The sequence below is a fragment of the Massilia sp. IC2-278 genome (genome assembly GCF_020708045.1).
Taxonomy (GTDB): Bacteria; Pseudomonadota; Gammaproteobacteria; order Burkholderiales; family Burkholderiaceae_D; genus Telluria.
Genome location: NZ_JAJFES010000001.1, coordinates 17,869 through 39,871 on the forward strand (window position 1 = coordinate 17,869; position 22,003 = coordinate 39,871).

General features: G+C 65.7%; 14 protein-coding genes and 1 pseudogene. 6 read left to right on the top strand and 9 right to left on the bottom strand.

Features of this window, described 5'->3' with window-relative positions; genetic code table 11:
• Window positions 1–58 precede the first annotated feature (58 nt).
• The gene (locus tag LK540_RS00120; RefSeq protein ID WP_229435898.1) at window positions 59–661 is read right to left on the bottom strand and encodes a 3'-5' exonuclease; all 603 of its coding nucleotides are present in this window, start codon (window positions 659–661) and stop codon (window positions 59–61) included.
• A 37-nt stretch (window positions 662–698) separates the two neighbouring features.
• Window positions 699–1,076 (bottom strand): ProQ/FINO family protein, encoded by a 378-nt coding sequence (locus LK540_RS00125; RefSeq protein WP_229435899.1) that lies wholly within the window; start codon window positions 1,074–1,076, stop codon window positions 699–701.
• Between the two features lie 792 nt (window positions 1,077–1,868).
• Between LK540_RS00125 and rpoD the strand changes: the two genes are divergently transcribed.
• Window positions 1,869–4,634 (top strand): RNA polymerase sigma factor RpoD, encoded by a 2,766-nt coding sequence (rpoD, locus tag LK540_RS00130; protein WP_229434844.1) that lies wholly within the window; start codon window positions 1,869–1,871, stop codon window positions 4,632–4,634.
• 322 nt (window positions 4,635–4,956) lie between these two features.
• Here the strand turns inward: rpoD and LK540_RS00135 are convergent, their stop codons facing one another.
• Entirely contained in the window at window positions 4,957–7,476 is a 2,520-nt protein-coding gene (locus tag LK540_RS00135) for an EAL domain-containing protein (RefSeq protein WP_229434846.1), read from the bottom strand.
• 289 nt (window positions 7,477–7,765) lie between these two features.
• On the opposite strand from LK540_RS00135, the pseudogene LK540_RS00145 reads away from it, so the two are divergent.
• The 5 genes and pseudogenes from LK540_RS00145 (at window position 7,766) to LK540_RS00165 (ending at window position 14,644) form a co-directional block, all read left to right on the top strand.
• Window positions 7,766–9,486 (top strand): annotated as a pseudogene (locus LK540_RS00145) (methyl-accepting chemotaxis protein).
• A gap of 531 nt (window positions 9,487–10,017) precedes the next feature.
• Window positions 10,018–10,743 carry a gluconate 2-dehydrogenase subunit 3 family protein gene (locus LK540_RS00150; RefSeq protein ID WP_229434849.1) on the top strand — a complete coding sequence of 242 codons (726 nt, stop codon included), beginning with the start codon at window positions 10,018–10,020 and terminating at the stop codon, window positions 10,741–10,743.
• A 7-nt stretch (window positions 10,744–10,750) separates the two neighbouring features.
• Complete coding sequence (locus tag LK540_RS00155; RefSeq protein ID WP_229434851.1) at window positions 10,751–12,526, top strand: GMC family oxidoreductase; 1,776 nt, start codon at window positions 10,751–10,753, stop codon at window positions 12,524–12,526.
• 15 nt (window positions 12,527–12,541) lie between these two features.
• Window positions 12,542–13,957 (top strand): cytochrome c, encoded by a 1,416-nt coding sequence (locus LK540_RS00160; protein ID WP_229434853.1) that lies wholly within the window; start codon window positions 12,542–12,544, stop codon window positions 13,955–13,957.
• Window positions 13,958–14,167: 210 nt separating this feature from the next.
• A complete protein-coding gene (locus LK540_RS00165) occupies window positions 14,168–14,644 on the top strand; it encodes a hypothetical protein (RefSeq protein WP_229434855.1) in 477 nt (158 codons plus the stop codon).
• An 85-nt stretch (window positions 14,645–14,729) separates the two neighbouring features.
• Here the strand turns inward: LK540_RS00165 and LK540_RS00170 are convergent, their stop codons facing one another.
• The 6 genes from LK540_RS00170 to LK540_RS00195 all read right to left on the bottom strand — a co-directional run bounded on the left by LK540_RS00170 (window position 14,730) and on the right by LK540_RS00195 (window position 21,990).
• Window positions 14,730–15,716 carry a porin gene (locus LK540_RS00170; protein ID WP_229434857.1) on the bottom strand — a complete coding sequence of 329 codons (987 nt, stop codon included), beginning with the start codon at window positions 15,714–15,716 and terminating at the stop codon, window positions 14,730–14,732.
• A gap of 80 nt (window positions 15,717–15,796) precedes the next feature.
• Window positions 15,797–16,729 carry an aromatic amino acid DMT transporter YddG gene (gene yddG, locus LK540_RS00175; RefSeq protein WP_229434859.1) on the bottom strand — a complete coding sequence of 311 codons (933 nt, stop codon included), beginning with the start codon at window positions 16,727–16,729 and terminating at the stop codon, window positions 15,797–15,799.
• Between the two features lie 16 nt (window positions 16,730–16,745).
• Window positions 16,746–18,242, bottom strand: coding sequence for an aldehyde dehydrogenase (locus LK540_RS00180; protein ID WP_229434861.1), 1,497 nt, complete (start codon window positions 18,240–18,242; stop codon window positions 16,746–16,748).
• Window positions 18,242–19,150, bottom strand: a complete 909-nt coding sequence (locus tag LK540_RS00185; protein ID WP_229434862.1) for a dihydrodipicolinate synthase family protein — start codon at window positions 19,148–19,150, stop codon at window positions 18,242–18,244. The genes LK540_RS00180 and LK540_RS00185 overlap by 1 nt, the downstream gene beginning before the upstream one ends.
• A gap of 26 nt (window positions 19,151–19,176) precedes the next feature.
• On the bottom strand, window positions 19,177–20,538 hold the full coding sequence (locus LK540_RS00190) for an MFS transporter (RefSeq protein WP_229434864.1): 1,362 nt from the start codon (window positions 20,536–20,538) through the stop codon (window positions 19,177–19,179).
• A 135-nt stretch (window positions 20,539–20,673) separates the two neighbouring features.
• Window positions 20,674–21,990, bottom strand: a complete 1,317-nt coding sequence (locus LK540_RS00195) for an FAD-binding oxidoreductase (protein ID WP_229434866.1) — start codon at window positions 21,988–21,990, stop codon at window positions 20,674–20,676.
• Window positions 21,991–22,003 lie beyond the last annotated feature (13 nt).

Consider the following 22,003-nt stretch of genomic DNA (forward strand, 5'->3'; position numbering starts at 1 on the left):
TATTACCGCGCCGATTGTTAAACCGAAGCAGTCAACAATGATAGGTTTCTGCCAGGTTTTACGCGCCTGGGGCGGCGGGCGGCTGTGCGCGCCAGTGGCGGTAGATGCGCAGGGCGACATGGGCGTCGTCGGCCGCGTACAGGATCTGCTTCTCGGACAGGCGCGGCAACGCCCAGTTGGTGGTGGTGATGCGCTTCGATTTCGTCAGCGACTGGGCAAAGAAGCGCGCCACGGCGGTCTTCGCGCCCAGGGTGTTGCGCTCGCCGCGGCGGCGCAGCGCGGTCGACAAATCGATCACGTTCTGCGTGTCGATACCGAGCTTGCTGCGCAGGCGGCGCAGGTCGTCGCCCAGGCCGAAGCCGACCTTCAGGATGGCCGGCGACTCGAGCACGGTGCGCAGCAGGGCGTGCAGCTCCGCGCGCAGCGGCGCCGCGCCCACCTGCAGCAGGTAGGCGGTGTCGTCGGTGGCAAGCTGCACCAGGTGCGGACCGGTCGATTCCTCGCCCTTGGCGAAGGTCGGCTTGGATTCGGTATCGAAGCCGACCACGTCGGCCGCCGCCAGCGCCGCCAGGGCGGCGGCGGCGTCTTCGGGCGTTTTCACGAGCCGCACGTCAGCCAGGGCGATGCCGATGTAGGGAGGCAGCTCCTCCCCGGCCGGCATGTCCGTGCTGGTGCCCAGGTTCGCGCTCAACGACCGCTCAGCTGCGCGAGAACTTGGAGGCCAGCTGCTGCAGCTTTTCCTGGCGCAGGCGCGCCGCTTCGGCTTCGGCAGCGGCGGCTTTTTCCGCCTTCTTGCGCTCGGCTTCCTTCTTGAAGCGCTGCTGCAGCTGCTCCTTGGCGTGGCTGCGGTGGGTGTCGGTCACTTCGGCGCCGGCCGTACCGTCGAGGTCGTAGCGCACGGTGGCCTTTTCCATCGCGCGCAGGTAGCGCATCGAGCCGGTATGGATGCCGAGGGCGGCCCGCATGGTCTTGCGGTCCAGGCCAGGCATGCGCGCCAGCAGCTGCTTGTCGATGCCGATGGCCAGCGGCAGGCAGTCGCGGAAGGCGGGGAATTGCTGCTGCAATTGCTTGAGCAGGGTGCGGGCGGACGGGGCCGGCGCGCCAGCCGACGGGGCAGCCGCAGGGGCGGGCGTGTCGGACGCGGTTTCCGCCGGAGTGGCCGACGCGGTATCCGGCGCGGTAGCCGACGCGCTGTCCGATGCGGGACTCGACGTGGTCGCTTCCGTGCTGGTGTTCTCGGCGGGAGTGCTGGTGGTGACGTCGGCGGATTCGGCGGCAGGACTAATGGTGTTCATTGACTTCATGGTAATAGCAGGAAAGCGAAGGATAGCATGCGGGCTCGCACTAGTGCGGCAATCGTGTGACATTTGCGGGATGAACATTACCTGATGGAACCGGGCAAGCTCGCGCCGCGTGCCGCGAAATCGTGTATGATCCGCCCCTTGCCTTGCGCACGGCTTGCGCCGGCGCAGACGGACAGAAGAGTGGCTTGCTGACACTCTGGCAATATTATGTGGTTTGTTTATATCCATTATGGGATATTTCAATTGTCACCAATTCTTGCTTTAAGGCATAATGCCGACTGTCCCCTCTATTCTTCCTAACCGAGACTAGATACAAGCCCGTTTCAGCCGACGGGCTTTTTTTCGTTCCGACATGCACAGCGCCATCTTGATCACCGCCTTTCGACTCCCTGCCACCCGCGCATCCGGCCATGCCGCATGCTGCCGCAGGAAAAGGCGGGCTTGATTTGCGGCCAGTGCGCCCTTAGCTAGGGCCATTCCCGATTTCCCTTCCCCGGCCCCAGCGGGCCATGGTGAATTATTGACCTCGCAGGCATCCACCCGCCGCGACAGGAGAGTTTTTTTATGAAGAACACCGCCAAGACCCTGACACTGACAGCGAAAAAGGCGCCGGCAAAAACCACCACGGCCCAGTTGGCCGTGCCCAAAACCGCGACCTCCTACTTCCTCGAAACGGAAGCGGCGGCCAAGGTAACGGTGGTGAAGACCCGTTCGCGCCTGGCCTCGCTGAAGGCGCAGGCCGAGGCGGTGGAAGCTGCCGCCCTTGCGCCTGCCGCTGAAGCGCCTGCGGCCGAAGCACCGGTCGAGATGGCGCCGGCGGCTGTTGCGCCCGCCGCGGCTGCGCCGGCCGACACCGCGCCGGCCGTGGAAGCCGCAGCGCCTGCCGTCGAAGCCGCGCAGCCAGTGCAGCAGGCCGAACCGGCTGCCGCTCCTGTCGTGGCCGCCGCTCCTGCCGATGCCGACGCTCCCGAAGCCGACCTCGGCTACACCGTGCCGACCACCCCGGCGGTCGCCCCGGTCATCGTGCGCAAGCGCACCTCGAAGCTGGCTGCGCTGAAAGCCGCCGAAGAGCCGGCGCCGGCCGTGGCCGCCGTGGCCGTTCCCGTATCTGCATCCGCCTCTGCCGCTACTGCCGCCGCCGAAGCCGCGCCGAAAGTCGTGCGCACCCGCACCGCGCGCCGCATCGAACCGGCAGCGCCGACCGTGATCGCCACCGGCGGCAGCACCGTCAGCAAGACCACCGACGCCGCCACCCTGGCCGCCATCGACACCACCGGTTACCTGCTGCCGCAAGTCAAGGTGCCGGGCCGCCGTGGTCGCAAGCCGAGCGAATTCATGCCGGAGAACGACGAAGTCGCAGCGCTGAACGCCGTCGAGCGCGCCGAACTGAAGGCCGTGTCGAAGGCGCGCGAGCGCAAGGCCAAGGGCATCGCCGGCCTGAGCGAGGAAGGCTTCTCGGGCGAGGAACTGGAAAAGCGCCGCCAGCAGCTGCGCAACCTGATCAACATGGGCAAGGAGCGCGGCTACCTGACCCATGCGGAGATCAACGACCACCTGCCGGAAAACATCATCGATCCGGAAGCGATCGAAGGCATCATCGCCACCTTCAACGACATGGGCATCGCCGTCTACGAGCGCGCCCCTGAAGCGGAAATGATGCTGCTGTCGGATAACGCCGTCACGCCGACCAGCGAAGATGAAGTGGAAGCCGCTGCCGCGACCGCGCTGTCGACCGTCGACTCCGACTTCGGCCGCACCACCGACCCGGTCCGCATGTACATGCGCGAAATGGGCGCGGTGTCGCTGCTGACGCGCGAAGGCGAGATCGAGATCGCCAAGCGCATCGAGGGTGGCCTGAAGGACATGGTGCAAGCCATTTCGGCCTGCCCGATCACGATTTCGGAAATCATCGCGCTGTCGCACAAGATCGCCAGCGACGAACTGAAGATCGACGAAGTCGTGGACGGCTTCGTCGACCTGAACGAAAACGCCGCCGCGACGACCCCGCCGCCTGCCGCCGCCTCGGACGACGAGGATGAGGAAGAAGTGGAAGACGAGGAAGAAGAGGGCGAATCGGCCAGCGGCGGCGCGGCCGGCTATTCGGCCGAGCAGCTGGCGCAGCTGAAGAAGAGCGCGCTGGAGAAGTTCAAGCTGATCGAAGAGCAATTCGACCGCATGGGCCACGCCTTCAAGAGCACCGGCTACGGTTCGGCTGCGTATGTGAAGGCGCAGGACATCATCTCGAACGAGCTGCTGGGCATCCGCTTCACCGCCAAGGTCGTGGAAAAGCTGTGCGATTCGCTGCGCGGCCAGATGGACGAAGTGCGTTCGATCGAGCGCGCCGTGCTGGACATCTGCGTGAACCGCTGCGGCATGCCGCGCGCCCACTTCATCAAGGTCTTCCCGGGCAACGAAACCGACCTGGAATGGGGCGACCGCGAAGTCGACTGCGCCTACCCGTACAGCGCGGTGCTGAGCCGTAACCTGCCGGCGATCAAGGAACTGCAGCAGCGCATGATCGACCTGCAGGCGCGCGTGGCGCTGCCGCTGGCCGACCTGCGCAAGATCAACAAGCAGATGGCTGCCGGCGAAAAGCGTGCGCGTACCGCGAAGCGCGAAATGACTGTGGCTAACCTGCGCCTGGTGATCTCGATCGCTAAGAAGTACATCAACCGCGGCCTGCAATTCCTGGATCTGATCCAGGAAGGCAACATCGGCCTGCTGAAGGCGGTGGACAAGTTCGAGTACCGTCGTGGCTATAAGTTCTCGACCTACGCCACCTGGTGGATTCGCCAGGCGATCACGCGTTCGATCGCCGACATGGCCCGTACCATCCGCGTGCCGGTGCACATGATCGAGACCATCAACAAGATGAACCGCATCTCGCGCCAGATCATGCAGGAAACCGGCAGCGAGCCGGACCTGGCCACCCTGGCCGAGAAGATGGAAATGCCGGAGAACAAGGTCCGCGAGATCATGAAGATCGCCAAGGAACCGATTTCGATGGAAACCCCGATGGGCGAGGACGGCGATTCGCAGCTGGGCGACTTCATCGAAGACAACACGACCCTGGCACCGCTCGACGCCGCGCTGCACGCGTCGATGCGCAACGTGATCAAGGAAGTGCTGGACTCGCTGACCCCGCGCGAAGCCAAGGTGCTGCGCATGCGTTACGGCGTCGAGATGTCGAACGACCACACGCTGGAAGAAGTCGGCAAGCAGTTCGACGTGACCCGCGAGCGGATTCGCCAGATCGAAGCCAAGGCCATGAGCAAGCTGCGCCAGCCTTCGCGTTCGGACAAGCTGAAGACCTTCCTGCACGAGAAGTAATCCGACTTCAGTCGAATGACAATGCCGCCCCGTTTCGACCGGGCGGCATTTTTTATTGGCGGCTTGCGGTTGTGGTGAACGGTGATCTGCGGCCTCCGTCAACAGCGGCCTGCGGCCAGGATCGTAGGGTGGGCACTCCGTGCCCACGCGGTACGCACGTGTCCGTAGTCACGGGCAGTGAGGTGTCGCTCGTACAGCATGAGACGGACATGGCCAGGGTTTGGGTTTGCGGGCGACTGGCCACGGCCGCGGGCAAAAGGATACGCACGTAACCGCGTGGGCACGGAGTGCCCACCGTACGGGTGGCGCCACGGGCTTGCGGTTACGCTGTCATTAACCACGTCTGCGCAAACACCTCCGCCGGCACTGGCTTCCCGAAATAGTAGCCCTGCGCTTCGCCGCAGCCGAGCGAGCGCAGCGCCTGCGCCTGCGCGCCTTCTTCCACGCCCTCGGCAATCACGTCCAGCCCCAGGTTGCGCGCCATGCCGATGATGGTGGTGACAATCGTGTAGTCGTGGCGGTCGGTCAGCATTTCGCGCACGAACGACATGTCGATCTTCAGTTTGTCCGCCGGCAGCCGCTTCAGGTAGGCCAGCGACGAATAACCCGTGCCGAAGTCGTCGATGGCAATCGCGAACCCGTCCTCGCGCAGGGTGGCCATGGTGCGGATCGAGCCCTCGACGTCGGCCATCAGCCCGCTCTCGGTCAGTTCCAGCGCCAGGCAGCCAGGGGCGATGCCGGCGGCGCCGGTGATGCCGCGGATGCTGGCCACGAGATCGGGTTCTTCCAGCTGCTGGGCCGCGAGGTTGATCCACAGCCGGCCCGGGAAGCGCAGGCCGGCGTCGTTCCAGGCGCGCATCTGGCGGCAGGCTTCGCCCAGCACCCAGCGCCCCAGCGCGCAGATCATGCCGCGGCTCTCGGCAATCGGGATGAACACGCCGGGACTGACCCAGCCGCGCCGCGGGTCGTGCCAGCGCAGCAGGGCTTCGGCGCCGATGGCGCGGCCGCTGGCCAGGTCGACCTGCGGCTGGTAGTGGAGCGACAGCGCATTGGCGGCCAGCGCGCCGGATAAATCCTTGGCCAGCTCGATGCGCTCGAGCAGGCCCACGCTCATCTCGGGCTGGTAGAACATGAAGCCACCGCCGGCCGCCTTGGCGCGGTACATGGCGATGTCGGCGCGTTTCAGCAGGTCGTCCATGCACAGGCCGTCGCGCGGGAAGGTGGCGATGCCGATCGACAAACCGACCGGGAAGGTCTGGCCGTGGGTCGCCACCGGGTCCTGCATGGCGTCGACCAGGCGCTGGGCGATGCGCGCGGCCACCGCGGCGTCGGCGCGCTCGGCCACCACCACGAATTCGTCGCCGGCCAGGCGCGCCAGCACTTCTTCCTCGCGCAGCGCGGCCTGGAAGCGCCGCGCCACCTTCACCAGCACCTGGTCGCCCACGCCGTGACCCTGCGTGTCGTTGATCTCCTTGAAGCGGTTCAGGTCGAGGAACAGCACCGCCAGGGGATCGTCGGCCTGTCCCGCGCGTTCGAGCGCGCTGGCCATGCGGTCGGTGAGCAGGGTGCGGTTGGCCAGGCCGGTGAGGGTGTCGTACAAGGCCAGGTTGCGGATCTTCTCGTCGCTGGCCTTGCGCTGGGTGATGTCGGTATTGATGACCAGGAAGGCCTTGGGACGCTCCGCGTCGTCGCGCACCAGGGTCCAGTAACCTTCGACCGTGAGCAGGGCGCCGTCCTTGCGCCGCTGGGCGATCTCGCCGCTCCACTCGCCGGCCTCCAGCGTGACCTTCACCACTGCGGCGGAGGCGGCCGGGCCGTCGCGGTACAGCCAGTGGTCGATGCGGTGGCCCAGCACTTCCTCGCTGCTCCAGCCGTACAGGCGCTGGGCGCCCTTGTTCCAGAACTGCACGCGGCCGTCGATGCCGCGCACGATGATGGCGTCGCGCGCCTTGTCCAGCAGCGAAGCCTGGTCGCGGTAGCGCGCGGCGTTGTGGCGGGCTTCGTCGCGCAGGCGCTGCTCCTCGGTCACGTCTTCGGCCATCACCAGCAGGCGCCGTTCGCCCTCGGCCAGCACGATCGCCGCCATCGCCACGCGCAGGTGTTTGTCTCCGAGGTCGACCACGATGCCGTGGCGGGTGTCGCCGGCGGCCAGCAGGGCGGCGGCCAGGTCGCGGATCTCCGATTTCGGGATCACCGCGCCGAAGTCCTGGCCGCGCATCTGCGCTTCGTCGGCCAGGCCGACGATGTCGCAAAAGGCGCGGTTCATGCTCTGGATGTACAGCTCGCCGTCGAGCACCATCAGCCCGGTCGGCAGGCTGGCGACGATGGCCTCGGCATAGCGCTTCAGGGCCAGCATGGCGCGCCGGTCGGTGATGTCGGTGAGGGCGCCGGCCACGCGGATCGCATGGCCGGCCGCGTTGCGCTGGGCGTGGCTGAGGGCGCGGAACCAGCGGTATTCGCCGCTCTTGCAGCGCAGGCGGTAGGTCACGTCGTAGGGCGTCTGGCCGCTGCGGTCGTGGATGTGGGCGGTGAAGGCAGTGACCGTCGGCAACACGTCGTCGGGGTGCAGCAGTTTCAGGAGGCTGGACAGTCCGTTCGGCAGTTCGCCCGTATCGCCATAGCCGACCATGCGCCGCACCTGCTCGGACCAGATGAATTCGTTGGCCGGGTCCATGAGTTTACGCTCGCCCAGTTCGACGTCCCACAGACCGTCGCTGGTCGACTCGCGCAGCAGCGCGAAGCGGGCCTGCAGGCGGTCGTGGGCATCGCGCAGGGTGGCCAGTTCGGTGCGTGCTGTGCTGCCCGCGCGCCGCGCGAGGTCGAGGCGTTGGCGCAGGCGCACACCAAGCGGGTTACCTGGTCGTTTTGAAAGAGGACGCACTGGTCACCTCGTGATGGTGGTGGGCTGATTGGCGGAAGCGGGAAGTATGAGCGCCGCGCCCGGTATTGTCTTGGTGCAATTAGCTCAACATCGAGGAATGCTGATGTTGGTCAAAATGCACCGTTGCGGCGCATGTGCAACGTTTCTTTATCACCCTGCAAATACCCGGATTGAATAAGGTTGACCAGCCAGATGCGCTCGGGAGACCATGCAATTGAGCAATTTTCCTTTTTCTAACAGATTTATTTCCATGTTTGCCCGACTCCTACGCCGCCGGTCGATCAAGACCAAGCTCATGCTCGGCATGGCCGCCTGCCTGCTGCTCTTCATCGCGATTTCCGCTGCCCTCAGCGTCAGCCTGACCGGACGCGGCATGCGTGCGCGCGTCGTCAACCACGAGCTGCCGGCCGTGGTCGGCGAGATCCGCAACGATGTGCTGCGCCAGATCACCGGCCCCTTGAGCGCCTCGCTCGGCGTTGCCGGCAATACCTATGTGCAGGCCTGGGAACGCGCCGGCCTGGACCCAAGACCGGCGAACTGAAACTCTTCATCAATACCCGTGCCGATGCCGGCGACGGCAAGCTGGCGGTGGCCGGCCTTGGTTTGTCGATCAATGCGCTTGGCGAAGCGGTGCGCGCCTACAAGGTCGGCGCGTCGGGCTACGTGTACCTGGTGCGCGAGGACGGTACCATCCTGCTGCACCGCGACGCCGCCCTGGCCGACGGCGCGCACAACATGAAGGACTTGCCGGGCTTCGGGCCGGACCTGATGGCCGGCCTGCTCGGCAAAGCGAAGTTCGCGCATGCCGCCCATGCCTCGGCGCAGGGCGAGATGATCGTGGCCTCGTCGTATATCCCCGAGCTGGGCCTGTACGTCATCGCCGAAGTGCCGGAAAGCGAAGTGCTGGGCGAACTGACCCGCTCGACCCTGCTGGCGAGCCTGGCGGCCGGCGTGATCGGTGGCGGCATTGGCCTGGTGCTGATCTTCCTGATCAGCCGCGCGATCGCCGCGCCGGTCTCGCGCGCCGCCGCCATGCTGGACGAGATCGCCGATGGCAAGGGCGACCTGACGCGCCGCATGCCGGTCGAGAGCGAGGATGAAGTCGGCCGGCTGGCCGACGCCTTCAACCGCTTCGTCTCGTCGCTGAACCGCACCATGAGCGAAGTGCGCGACAGCACCCACGCGATTGCCGGCGCCTCGGCCGAAATCGCGGCCGGCAACCTGAACCTGTCGAGCCGTACCGAAGCACAGGCGTCGAGCCTGGAAGAGACGGCCGCCGCGATGGAAGAGTTGACATCGACCGTGCGCCAGAATGCCGACAATGCGCGCCAGGCCAACGGGCTGGTGATGTCGGCCAGCGAGCAGGCGCGCGCAGGCGGCACGGTGGTGGGCGACGTGGTGGCGAAGATGGGGGCCATCTCCGACAGCTCGCGCAAAATCGCCGACATCATCGGCGTGATCGACGGCATCGCCTTCCAGACCAATATCCTGGCGCTGAACGCGGCGGTGGAAGCGGCCCGCGCCGGCGAACAGGGACGCGGCTTCGCGGTCGTCGCTTCCGAGGTGCGCAACCTGGCCCAGCGCTCGGCGGCGGCGGCCAAGGAGATCAAGGATTTGATCGGCGCATCGAGCGCGCAGGTGGAAGCGGGCGCGCGCCTGGTCGACACGGCCGGCGCCACCATGACCGGCATCGTCCAGGCGGTGCAGCGCGTGGCCGACCTGATGAGCGAGATCGACGCCGCCAGCAGCGAGCAGAGCCAGGGCATCGGCCAGGTGAACGTGTCGATCGCGGCCATGGACGACGTGACCCAGCAGAATGCGGCGCTGGTCGAGGAAGCGGCGGCGGCAGCAGGCGCGCTGGAAGAGCAGGCGGCCAGGCTGGCGCAGGTAGTGAGCGGCTTCAAGCTCGAGGACGAGGGCGGGGCGGTGATGGTGTCGAAGGCGCCGGTGCGCATGCTGCTCGGCCGTTAATAAGCATTGCAGCGCGCAGCCGAACAACCGCATGGACACAGGTGCCTTGCGCGGCCTGGTCCACCCTACAATTACCGAGTATTTCGTAGGGTGGACACCTGTGTCCACGCTGTAGAGCACACGCATACCGACAGCGCAACCGCGCCAGCCCGTTAGCGGCTCTGCCTTTCCGGACATTCCTGTCCACATTCTCCCGCCCACCGCCGCGATTTAACAATCCTCGCGGCTCGCGTGCGCGCCTTTTCGCTGCATCTGTCTATGATGCAGCGATGCGCGAAGACTATTCCCAGGTAGTATTTACCTGCACAAAAGCCCGCTGTCCTGGGGGATTGTGTATCGGGGTCGCGCACGATTGCCCTGCCTATTGTGGATTACCCGTAATCCGTCGCAGCTCTGCAACTGTTACATGGCCGTTTTGTATCAGCCGTGTATCCGCCTCCCGTGCGCGCGTATTTCCGTGTAGCATCGCCCCCTTTTTGAAAGTTCCCCACGCACGCCCGGCCGGGCGTGACGTCATTACCGAGAACTGTTATGTCTGACGAAACCAAATCCCCCTCCCGCCGGAGCCTGATCAAGAGTCTCGTCTTCGTGCCGATGGGCGTCGGCGTTGCCGGCGCCATCCAGGGCGTCACCGGCGCCACCGCCAGCACGACGACCACGGCCGAAGGCAAGCCCGACGACTACAAGCCGACCTTCTTCAGTGCCGACGAATGGCGCTTCCTCGGCGCCGCCGTCGACCGCCTGATCCCGCACGACGAGCACGGTCCGGGCGCCGTCGAATCCGGCGTGCTGGAATTCCTCGACCGCCACATGCAGACCCCGTACGCCAATGGCGGCGTGTGGTACATGCAGGGCCCGTTCCTGGAAGCGGCGCCCGAGTTCGGCTACCAGGGCAAGCTGCCGCTGCGCGACATCCTGCGCGTCGGCATCAAGGCCATGGACGCCCACTGCACCGCGAACTTCTCGGGCAAGCGTTTCGCCGACCTGGGCGTGGCCAAGCAGGAAGCCCTGCTGAAGGATGCCGAAGCCGGCAAGATCAAGCTGGAAAACATTTCGTCGAAGCTCTTCTTCAGCAATTTGCTGAACGAAACCCGCAACGGCTACTTCGCCGACCCGCGCCACGGCGGCAACAAGAACATGGGCGCCTGGAAAATGATCGGCTACCCGGGCATGCGCGCCGATTACCTCGACTGGGTCGAGGTGCGCGACAAACCGTATCCGATCGGACCGGTGGACCTGGCAGGACGCAGAGGATAAAAACAACATGGCAATCGTAAAAAACAAAGTAGACGTCGTTATCGTCGGCATGGGCTGGACCGGCGCCATCATGGCCAAGGAACTCACCGACGCCGGCCTGAACGTGGTCGCACTCGAGCGCGGCCCGGACCGCGACACGCAAACCGATTTCTCGTACCCGCGCGTGGTCGACGAACTCGAAGGCTCGGTGCACCGCAAGTACCTGCAGTCGCTGAACCAGGAAACCGTGACCATCCGCCACGGCATCAACGACACCGCCGTGCCTTACCGCCAGATGGGTTCGTTCAAGCCGGGCACCGGCGTCGGCGGCGCCGGCAGCCACTGGTCGGGCGCCCACTTCCGCGCACTGCCGGAAGACTTCAAGGTGCGTTCCAATCTGGAGCAGCGCTTCGGCAAGAACTTCATCCCGGCCAACATGACGGTGCAGGATTTCCCGGTCACGTATGAAGACCTGGAACCGCACTTCGACCACTTCGAATATGTGTGCGGCACCTCGGGCAAGGGCGGCGTCATCAACGGCCAGATCGTCGAAGGCGGCAATCCGTTCGAAGGCTCGCGCAAGCGCGACTACCCGCTCGGTCCGAACCCGAGCTACCTGGGCGCCGAATGGTTCTACAAGGCCGCGCGCGAAATGGGCTACCACCCGTTCCCGATCCCGGCATCGAACGCCTCGGCTCCGTACATCAACCCGTACGGCTGCCAGATGGGCCCGTGCAACGCCTGCGGCTTCTGCTCGGACTACGGCTGCCTGAACTACTCCAAGGCCAGCCCGAACGTCAACATCCTGCCGGTGCTGCGCACCCGCGAGAACTTCACCCTGCGCACCCACGCCCAGGTGCTGAAGGTGAACCTGACCGCCGACAAGAAGATGGCGACCGGTGTTTCGTACCTGGACGCGGAAGGCCGCGAAACCGAACAGCCGGCCGACCTGGTCCTGCTGTGCGCGTTCTCGCTGTTCAACGTGCACATGATGCTGGTGTCGGGCATCGGTACCCCATACGACCCGGTATCGAAAACCGGTAACGTCGGCAACAACTACTCGTATCAGAACCTGAATCGCGTTTCGCTGTTCTTCGACGAGACCGTGCAGGCCAACCAGTTCATCGGTATCGGCGGCGCCGGCACCACCTTCGACGATTTGAACGGCAACCGCAACGATTCGTCCAAGACCGGCTACATCGGCGGCGGCATCATCTGGGCGCGCCAGCCTGGCGCCGGTCCGGTGCGCGGCATCGCCACCCCGCCGGGCGTGCCGGCCTGGGGCAGCGAATGGAAGAAGGGAGTGAAGGAAGCCTTCCGCCACTCGTTCTACTACGAAGTGCAGGGTTCCTGCATGTCGTACGACGACGCTTACCTGAGCCTGGACCCGACGTATAAAGATGCCTTTGGCCGTCCGCTGCTGCGCATGACCTTCGACTGGCACGACAACGAGATCAAGGCCTCGCAGTACCTGGTCGAGAAAGCCACCGATATGTGCAAGGTCCTGGGACCGAAGGCGATGAAGGGCGACGCCAAGAAGGACGGCTCGCACTACAACATCACCCAGTACCAGTCGACCCACACCTGCGGCGGCGCGATCATGGGCACGAACCCGAAGACCTCGGCCCTGAACAAGTACCTGCAATCGTGGGACGTGGCCAACGTGTTCGCACCGGGCGCCAACGCCTTCCCGCAGAACAACGGCTACAACCCGACCGGCATGGTCGGCGCACTGACCTACTGGTGCGCCAAGGCGGTACGCGAGCTGTACTTGAAAAACCCGGGCCCGCTGGTGCAGGCATAAGACGCAAGGATGAGCATGAGTTCCAAGAAAAAAATCCTCGCCGGCGTCGTCGGCGCAGGCGCCCTGGTATTCGTCGGCGCACTGGCCTACGCGCTGATCCCGACCGATACCCGTGACATCGGCCCAGGCCAGCAAGTGGCGGCCGGCAGCGCCGAAGAAAAGCAGCTGATCGAAGCGGGCCGCTACGTGGCCGTGGCGTCGGACTGTATCGCCTGCCACACCGCGGGCAACGGCAAGCAGTACGCCGGCGGACGCGGCATCGAGTCGCCGATCGGCACGATGTACGCCACCAACATCACGCCCGACAAGAACACCGGTATCGGCAACTACTCGCTGAACGACTTCGACCGCGCTGTCCGCCACGGCATCAAGCCGGGCGGCGGCACGCTGTACCCGTCGATGCCTTACCCGTCGTACGCGAAGATGAGCGACCAGGACCTGCGCGCCCTGTACGTCTACTTCATGAAGGGCGTGGCGCCGGTGGCGGCGGAAAACCGCGCCAGCGATATCCCGTGGCCGCTGTCGATCCGCTGGCCGCTGTCGATCTGGCGCAAGCAGTTCGCGCCGGAAGTGGCACCGATCAACGCCGGCAAGTACGCCGACGCCAACATCGCACGCGGCGCCTACCTGGTGCAGAGCCTGGGCCACTGCGGCAGCTGCCACACGCCTCGCTCGGCTACCATGAGCGAACTGGCGCTGGACGAATCCGGTCCGGAATACCTGTCGGGCGGTCCGCTGATCGACGGCTGGCTGGCGGTCAACCTGCGCGGCGACAAGGTCGGCGGCATGGGCGACTGGAGCCAGAAGGACATCGTCGACACCCTCAAGAGCGCGCGCAACAGCCACACGGCTGTGGTGGGCGGTCCGATGAACGACGTGGTCTCGCACAGCACCCAGCACATGACGGACGCCGACCTGAACGCGATGGCCGCTTACCTGAAGACGCTGCCGGCAACGGGCAAGACCAAGTCGACCTTCGCGGCGAACGACACCACGGCCAAGGAACTGTTCGTCGGTATCGAGAAGAACCGCGGCGCCCAGCTCTACCTGGACAACTGCGCGGCCTGCCACCGTACCGACGGCAAGTCGAACCGCATCGTGTTCCCGGCACTGCCAGGCAATCCGACCGTGCTGTCGGACGATCCGACCTCGCTGATCCGCGTGGTCCTGGCCGGCAGCCGCCTGCCATCGACCAAGACCGCACCGTCGGACCTCGGCATGCCGGGCTTCGCATGGCGCCTGTCGGATGACGAGACGGCGCAACTGGTGACCTTCGTGCGCCAGAGCTGGGGCAACAACGCCGCAGCCGCCACCGCTTCGGACGTCAAGAAGGTACGTGGCAGCATCGACGAGCAGGAGCTGAAAGCCGGTAACGTGACCTCGCTGGAAGAAATGCGCAAGATCACGGGCGCGGAGCAGAAGGTGCACTAAGCCTTCGCCGCTGACGCGATACAGGAATGCCGCCAGGGTGCAAGCCCGGCGGCATTTTTTTCGACTGTTCGTTACCGTTAAGTACCGAACGCTGAGCTTGCCAGCTGTTGCGTAGAATCTGAATGAACCGGTGTGCACGACGATCAGCGCTGCCTCAGCGTGTCGCAGGTGCCCGCCGTTCAATCACGCATTCAACACAGGAGTACAAAGATGGAAATCCGCAGCCTGCTTTCGTCCATTTTGATCGGCGCCGTCGCCAGTGCGCGCTCGATGACGCCGATGGCCACCATTGCAACGGCACGCCTGGCGGGCCGCGATACGACCGGCGACATCTTTCTCCTGAACCGTCCGGTCTTCAAGTACGGCGCCCTGGCCATGGGCGTGGGCGAGCTGTTCGGCGACAAGATGAAGTCGGCGCCGGACCGCACCGTCGCCCTGGGCTTGCTGGCGCGCGTCATGAGCGCCGGGATTGCCGGCGCGGCGCTGGCGCCGAAGGGCCGCGAAAAGGCCGGCGCCGCGGTTGCCGTTGCCACCGCCGTGCCGCTCGCGTATGCCACGCTGGCCTGCCGCAAGCAGGCGATGGCGCGCATGGGCCAGACCCGCAGCGGACTGATCGAAGATGCGCTGGTGGTGGCCGCCAGCACGGCGATCGTGGCGCTGTCGACGCGCAATCAGCCCGGGGAATAAGCTTTCACCTGCTGCTGCGGGGGAGGGCGTGGCGGCCAAAGCCGAGGCCGTGTCCGGATGTCGGCCCCGACCCGGGCTGTTGCCGTCAGAAGGTGTGGACCATGCCCAGGCCATAGGTCGATGCGGTCCGCGTCGGGTAGGCCTTGCGCGCGAAGTCGGCATACAAACTGGTGCGTTTTGAGAGCGCCTGCTTAATGCCGAGTCCCAGCATCTTCTGCCCCATGACGCCGTCGACGTTCAGACGGCCGATGCCGGCGCGGAAGGTGGTCCGGCGCACGTCCATGCTGGCGCCGAGCGACCAGGCTTTGGCGGTCGACGCCCCCGACTTGCTGAGATCAACCCCGCCCATCACGCTGAACCCGGACGCGATCAGCTTCAAGCCGACGAAACTGTCCGTATCGCCCGCGCTGTTGCGGCCGTGCGCGAGCATCGCCGCGCCATGTTCGTGCTGGTAGCGCAGCGCCGTCATCAGCGCCTTCTCGCGGTCCCCGGGGGACGATTCGGGCGAGCCGCTCAGGTGCAGCGTGAAGCCGGCAAGGCTGGGCGAATCGTAGAAGATGCCGTTGTTCAGCCGTCCCCAGTCCGGCGTGCCGCCGCGGTTGGCGCTTGGGTCGGAGGCGAAGTGATAACGCCACAGGTCCCAGGCCGGGGAGGCGATGCGGTCGTAGTAATTCCAGGGATCGAAGATCCAGTCGTTCGCGTACAGCGCATCCATGCGCCGGCCCACCTGCAGCGTGCCGTACTTGCCGCTGATGCCGATCGTGGCTTCGTCGTGCCACAGCGGCTTGTTCGATTCCTCGAGGGTGCCGGTGTCGGTCTCGAAGCGTGTGCTGAGCCGGAAGATGAAGGCGGTGCCGCCGCCCAGGTCTTCCTTGCCGCTGAAGGCGAGATGGCTGCGCTGGATGGGGCCGATCTTCCAGTCCTGGTCGATGTCGCGGTAGATGCCGGCGTCGATGAAGCCGGATACCGCCACGCTGCCCTGGCACCATGCCGCGGGCGGCGCCAGCGTGCAGGAGACGAGAAAGGTCCAGGCGAGCGCCGACCGCGAACGCCGCTGCTGATTCGCTTGCATGCTGAAGTCTCCGTTGTTGCGAAGGGCGAAAGCGATGCGCCTTGGTGGGTTCGAGAACCCACCCTGCGTGGCAGGCCGCCTCAGTTGTTTGCTGCGGGCGCCCCTGCGGATGCTGGTGCGGTGCGCCTGGTGCCGGCGCGCGTGGCCAGCCAGCACAGGATGGCGCCGCCGCAAACCATGGCCGCGCCCTGCCAGAACGACAGCGGCAGCGGTGCGCGCAGCAGCAGCGTCGAGAGCGCCGCCGAGAACACCGGGATGAAGTAGGACGCCCCGGCCAGCACGGTCACGTTACCGTGCAGGATGCCCACGTTCCAGGCGCCGTAGCCGAAGCCCATGGCGCCGGCCGCCAGCAACAGGTAGACAATCGCCTCCAGGCTGAAGTCCATCGCGCCGCCGCCCTCGAGCAGGTATTTCACCCACAGGCTGATCGAGACCAGGATGAAGAACAGCGTCACGCCGTTCTTGCCGCCGGCGATGCGCGCGGTCACGGTGCAGTAGGCGGCCCAGATCAGCGCGCCGGCAAAGGCCAGGCCGTAGCTGAGCGGGTTGTCGCGCACGTTGGCCAGCATGCCGCCGACGTCGATACCCTGATCGCTGCCCAGCACCCAGCAGATGCCGACGATCGACAGCACGAAGCCGGGCACGATCAGCCAGTTGGCCTTCTGGCGGTTGAACAGGATCGCGGCAAGGACGGTGAAGGTGGGCCACAGGTAGTTGACCATGCCGACCTCGATGGCCTGGCGCGCGGTGTTGGCATAGCCGATCGACAGCGACAGGCAGAGTTCATACACCACGAACAGCAGGCTGCCCCAGACCAGGTAGCGGCGCGGGAACTCGCCCAGCCTGACCCAGCCCACCGACAGCAGCAAGAACACCGAGGCCACGCTGTACATCATGGCCGCGCCGCCGGTGGGGCCCAGGTGCTCGCTGACGCTGCGGATCAGGCCGACGATGGCACTCCACAGCAGTACCGCCACCAACCCGATCAGGGTTGCCTTGTTCGTGTTTTTCATGGTTCTGTCTTTCGAATTATGCCGGCGCGTCGATCCAGACGGTCTTGATCTCGGTGTACTGGTCGTGCGCCCATTGCGACTTGTCGCGCCCGCCGAAACCGGACTCCTTGTAGCCGCCGAAAGGCGTGCTGATGTCGCCTTCGCCGAAGCAGTTCACCGTGACCACGCCGGCGCGGATCGCGCGCGCGACCTTGATGGCGCTGCGCAGGTCGTCGGTGTAGACCGAGGCTGCAAGACCATACACGGAGTCGTTGGCCAGGGCAATCGCCTCGTCGATGCTCGTGAAGGTGGTGACCGCGAGCACGGGGCCGAAGATCTCTTCCTGGAACAGGCGGCTGCCGCTGCCCACGCCGTCGAACACGGTCGGCTGCACGAAGGCGCCATGTTCGGTGTCGCCGCCGAAGACCAGGTCCAGCTTTTCCTCCGCGGCCTGCGCGAGGTAGGAACGCACTTTCTCGAAATGGGCCTTGCTGACCATGGCGCCGAGGCGGTTGTCGGGGTCGAGCGGGTCGCCCATCTTCCAGTCGCGCAGGTGCACGCCGATGCGCTCCAGCAGCGCCGCCTTGACCTCGGCATGGACGATCAGGCGCGACGAAGCCGAGCAGTTCTCGCCCATGTTCCAGAAAGCGCCGTTGACCACGTGCCGGGCCACGCTGTCGAGGTCCTGCACGTCGTTCAACACCACGGCCGGGTTCTTGCCGCCGCATTCGAGCACCACGCGCTTCAGGTTCGATTCGGCCGCGTAGTGCAGGAAGCGGCGCCCGGTGGCGGTGGAGCCGGTGAAGCTGACCATGGCCACGTCCGGGTGGCGGCCAATCGGTTCGCCGACTTCCTTGCCGCCGCCGGGCAGCACGTTGAAGACGCCGGCCGGCACGCCGGCCCGGTGCGCCAGCTCGGCCACGCGCAGGGCGGTGAGGGTGGTTTCCTGGGCCGGTTTGACCACCACCGAGCAGCCGGCCGCCAGCGCAGGGCCGATCTTCCAGGCCAGCATCAGCAGCGGGAAGTTCCAGGGCAGGACCAGGCCGACCACGCCGATCGCTTCGCGCACGACCAGGGCCAGCGCATTCGACCCGACCGGCGCCGTGTGGTCGTAGATCTTGTCGATCAGTTCGGCGTGCCAGCGTATCGTGTGGATGGCCTCGGGCAGGTCGGTGTTCTGGCATTCGCGGATGGGCTTGCCGCTATCGAGGCTTTCCATCACGGCCAGCTCGTGCCCGTGTTGTTCCAGCAGGTCGGCAAAGCGCAGCAGCGTGTGCTTGCGCTCGTTCGGCGAAAGGCGGCTCCAGCGGCCGTCGTCGAAGGCGGCCCTGGCGGCTGCCACGGCCAGGTCGACATCCTCGGCCGCGCAGGCGGCGATCCGGGCCAGCACCTTGCCCGTGGCTGGATCGGTGGTCTCGAAGGTCCGGCCGGAGAGGGCAGGGCGGAAGGCGCCGTCGACAAAGGCCTGGGTCGGGAAGGCCAAGCTTTCAGCCAGGGCAGCGTACTCGGCTTTGTTCAGGAGTGCGGCGGTCATCACGCGGTCCCTCCAACGATGGCGGCCACGTCGCTTTTCAGCTTGGCCACGACCGCCTGCAAGGCCTGCTGCTCGCTTTCCTCCAGGCCCTGCAGCGGTGCGCGCACGCCGCCCGGACGCAAGCCGGCCAGGGCGCAGCCGTGCTTGATCGCCTGGACGAACTTGCCGCCTTCCAGGTAATCCATCAGCGGCAGCATGGCGGCCATGATGCGGCGGCCCTTGTCGAAGTCCTTCTCGACGGCGCAGGCCTGGTACAGCGCGATGTGCTCGCGCGGCAGGAAGTTCGAGCCGGCGCAGACCCAGCTGCGCGCGCCCCAGGCAAAGAATTCCAGCGCCTGGTCGTCCCAGCCGCAGGACAGGCCGATCTGCGGGAAGTCGCGCGCCAGCATGTGCAGCTGGTTCGTCTGGCCCGAGCTTTCCTTGATGGCGGCGACGTTCTTCGATTCGCGCGTGACGGTCTCGAAGAACTCGCGGCCCATGGACATGCCCATGCGGCCCGGGTAGTTGTAGAGCATGATGGGCAGGCCGGCGGCGGCGTCGATGGCCAGCGCGTGCGCCGCATTCTCGCGCTCGGTCGGCAGGGCGTAGGGCGGGGTGCCGACCAGGATGGCGTCGGCCTTGATGTCTTTCGCCAGCCTTGCGTACTCGACGGATTCCTCGGTGCGGATGGCGCCGGTGCCGATGATCAGCTGCGTGCGGGTGCCGATCACTTCCCTGGCCAGCTTCGCCAGCGCCAGGCGCTCCTGGGTGGTGTGGGCGTAGTACTCGCCGGTGGAGCCGGCGATGATGATGCCGTGTACGCCTTGCTCGACCAGGTATTCCAGCACCTCGGCGAATGCCGTGTTGTCGATCGTGCCGTCGGCCGCCAGGGGCGTGATCGCGGGGGTGTAAATGCCTTCGAATTTCATGATGGACCTCTCGTGGATAATCAGTGTTAGCGTTTCAATGAGGCGGCCTGCTCCAGGCTCATGCCGCGCGTTTCGGGCGCCAGCAGCACCGAGGCGAGCAGGCCGATCGCGGACACCGCCGCGGCCGCGTACATCGTGGTGCCGATGCCATAGTTGTGCAGCGAGATCGGCACCAGCCAGGTGCCGGCGGCGGACCCGACCCGCGTCATGGACGAGCCGATGCCGACCGCGAATGCGCGCACCTCGGTGGGAAAGAGTTCGTTCGGATAGACCAGTTCCAGCACCTGGGCGCCGCCGATGAAAAGGGCGTAGGCACCGAACATCAGCAATACCGGCAGCTCCGAGCCGCTTGAGAACAGGCCCAGCCCCAGCAAGGCCAGGCTCGACCACAGGAAGCTGTGGATCACGAGCGGGCGGCGTCCCATGGAGTCGATCAGGCGGGTGGCGACCACGCAGCCGACCACGAACAGCAGGGTGATCATCACCGAGCCGTAGGCGGCCCAGTCGCCCTTGAGCTTCAATGCGTCCAGCACCACGGGGGCGAAGGAGTACACGGCGAACATCGGCACCACGGCCGCGGTCCAGAAGACGATCACGAACAACATGCGCTTGCCGTAGCCGGAGTGCAGCAGGTCGCCGAGGCCGATTTTCCTTTCGCATTCCTGGCGCGGCATGTTGGCCAGCGAGAACGCGGGGCCATACACCTGCTTGATGACGCGGTCGGCTTCGTCGAAGCGGCCCTTGCTGATCAGCCAGCGCGGCGATTCAGGCGTTCCCAGGCGCACCAGGAACAGCAGCACGCCGAGCACCGCGGAGCTGGCCAGGACGGTGCGCCAGGCGTCGTCGCCGCCTTGCGCCAGGATCGCATTCCCGACCATGTACGACAGGGCGGCGCCGATGAACCACATGATGGTCAGCCCGGCCAGGCGCGGGCCGCGGTGTTTTTGCGGCAGGAATTCGGTGAGCAGCGAGCCCGCCACCGGGTATTCGAGACCGACGCCGACCCCGACCAGGAAGCGCAGGATCAGCAGCGCCGTGCCCGACTCGACCCAGTAGGTGCCGAGCGAACCGGCGATGAACAGGATGGGGCCGACGAAGAACAGGCGCCGGCGTCCCAGCTTGTCGGTCAGCCAGCCGCCGAGGAAGCCGCTGCAGAAGGTGCCGAGCATGGCCGAGGCTGCCACCATGCCTTGCCAGAACGAGTTCAGTTTCAGGACATCCGAAAACTGGACGATGGCGACGCCGATAATACTCAGGATATAACCGTCGAGTATCCATCCGCCGCCCGCGCGGATGGTCATGAGCTGGTGAAAGCGATTGAGCGGGACGTCTTCGATTGATGTCTTGTTTAATCCGGCATCATCGAATGCGAGGGTAGGGTTATTCATGGCAGATTGTCTCCTGGTATATTTAATGGATCTGCGACTAGTTAATGTCCGAATTAAAAAGCGGTTCGGGAATTGCGGTAATCGTTACGGCGTTAAAAACACTCCGGATTGAATAAAATAGGTCGATGAATCGAATCAGCTTTCCCGGCCGGCCTTGCGCTGGCCCCACCACAGCGTGGCATTCACGCCCACCGACAGGAAGGGTTCCGGCGGCAAAACGTTCGGGCTGGAGGTGGACAGCAGGAAGTCGGTCAGTTCATGGCGCTGCCCGGCGATCATGTCGGCCAGCAGGGTGCCGGTGACGGTGCCGCGGGTGATTCCCAGTCCGTTGCAGAACAGCGCGCCGTACACGTTCGGCGCCAGCTGGCCGAAGAAGCTCTGGTGGTTCTGCGTCAGGGCCAGCGAGCCGCTCCAGGTGTAGTCGAAATCGACCTCCGGCAGCATCGGGAAGCGCCTTGCGAACGATTCGCGGTGCTTGTGCACGAAGCGCGCCAGGCAGTCCGGCCGCGATTGCTGGTCGGGATTGAAGCTGAAGCTGTTGCGGATCAGGATGCGGTTGTCGTGCGTGCGGCGCACGGTGCTGCCGTAGGGATCGGCAGGAATCACGCCCCAGAATGGCTTGCCACCCAGGCTGGCTTGCTCGGCCTCGGTAAGCGGACGCGTCAGGCTGGCGTACAGATACATCGGCAGCACGGTGCGCTGCAGGAAGCCGAAGCGCGCGCCGAAGGCATTGTTGGCGAGGATCAGCTTGTCGCTCACAATGCGCCCTTTGGTGTGCGTCAGCGTGACCTTGTCGCCGTAGTCGACCTCGGTGATCGGCGTGTTTTCGTACAGGGTGACGTTCGGCGGCAGGGTGTCGGCCAGGCCCTTGACCAGGGCCGAGGGCTGCACCAGCATGGTGCCCGGCGTGAACAGGGCCTGGCGGTAGAATGCGGTGCCCAGGTGCCCGGGCAAGTCCTTGCCGGGGATGACTTCGTAGGGTTCGCCCAGCTTGTCCAGCCCGCGCCGGTAAGCCTCCAGCACGGCGATGCCGCGCGGCTCGACGGCGGCCTGGTATTTGCCGCTGGCGCGCAACTGGCAATCGATGCCGTGCTGTTCGACCAGGCCGTGCAGGATGGTCTGGCCGAGCCGGTTCAGTTTCAGGGTGGTTTTCGCGATACCGATGTCGCCGATGTAATCCTCGGCGCCGATATCGTGCGGCAGGTCGATGGCAAAGCCGGCATTCCGGCCCGAGGTGCCGAAACCGACTTCCTGGGCGTCGACCAGCACGATTTCCTGGTCCGGATAATGCGCGGCCAATTGGCGGGCAGCGGCGAGGCCGGTGAATCCGGCGCCGAGGACGGTCCAGCGGGTGGTTGTATTTCCCATGTGGGCAGGCCTGGCCTGGCGCGCAGGGGCGGTGTGATACCAGCCGCACATCGCATCGTCTTTGGGCGTGGCGCGAATCTTCATTTGTCGTCTCCAT

Bases quoted from the DNA above. Each gene is read 5' to 3' on its own strand.
- LK540_RS00120 (WP_229435898.1), bottom strand. From the start codon at position 661: ATGCCGGCCGGGGAGGAGCTGCCTCCCTACATCGGCATCGCCCTGGCT.
- rpoD (WP_229434844.1), top strand. From the start codon at position 1,869: ATGAAGAACACCGCCAAGACCCTGACACTGACAGCGAAAAAGGCGCCG.
- LK540_RS00150 (WP_229434849.1), top strand. From the start codon at position 10,018: ATGTCTGACGAAACCAAATCCCCCTCCCGCCGGAGCCTGATCAAGAGT.
- LK540_RS00155 (WP_229434851.1), top strand. From the start codon at position 10,751: ATGGCAATCGTAAAAAACAAAGTAGACGTCGTTATCGTCGGCATGGGC.
- LK540_RS00160 (WP_229434853.1), top strand. From the start codon at position 12,542: ATGAGTTCCAAGAAAAAAATCCTCGCCGGCGTCGTCGGCGCAGGCGCC.
- LK540_RS00165 (WP_229434855.1), top strand. From the start codon at position 14,168: ATGGAAATCCGCAGCCTGCTTTCGTCCATTTTGATCGGCGCCGTCGCC.
- LK540_RS00170 (WP_229434857.1), bottom strand. From the start codon at position 15,716: ATGCAAGCGAATCAGCAGCGGCGTTCGCGGTCGGCGCTCGCCTGGACC.
- yddG (WP_229434859.1), bottom strand. From the start codon at position 16,729: ATGAAAAACACGAACAAGGCAACCCTGATCGGGTTGGTGGCGGTACTG.
- LK540_RS00180 (WP_229434861.1), bottom strand. From the start codon at position 18,242: ATGACCGCCGCACTCCTGAACAAAGCCGAGTACGCTGCCCTGGCTGAA.
- LK540_RS00185 (WP_229434862.1), bottom strand. From the start codon at position 19,150: ATGAAATTCGAAGGCATTTACACCCCCGCGATCACGCCCCTGGCGGCC.
- LK540_RS00190 (WP_229434864.1), bottom strand. From the start codon at position 20,538: ATGAATAACCCTACCCTCGCATTCGATGATGCCGGATTAAACAAGACA.
- LK540_RS00195 (WP_229434866.1), bottom strand. From the start codon at position 21,990: ATGAAGATTCGCGCCACGCCCAAAGACGATGCGATGTGCGGCTGGTAT.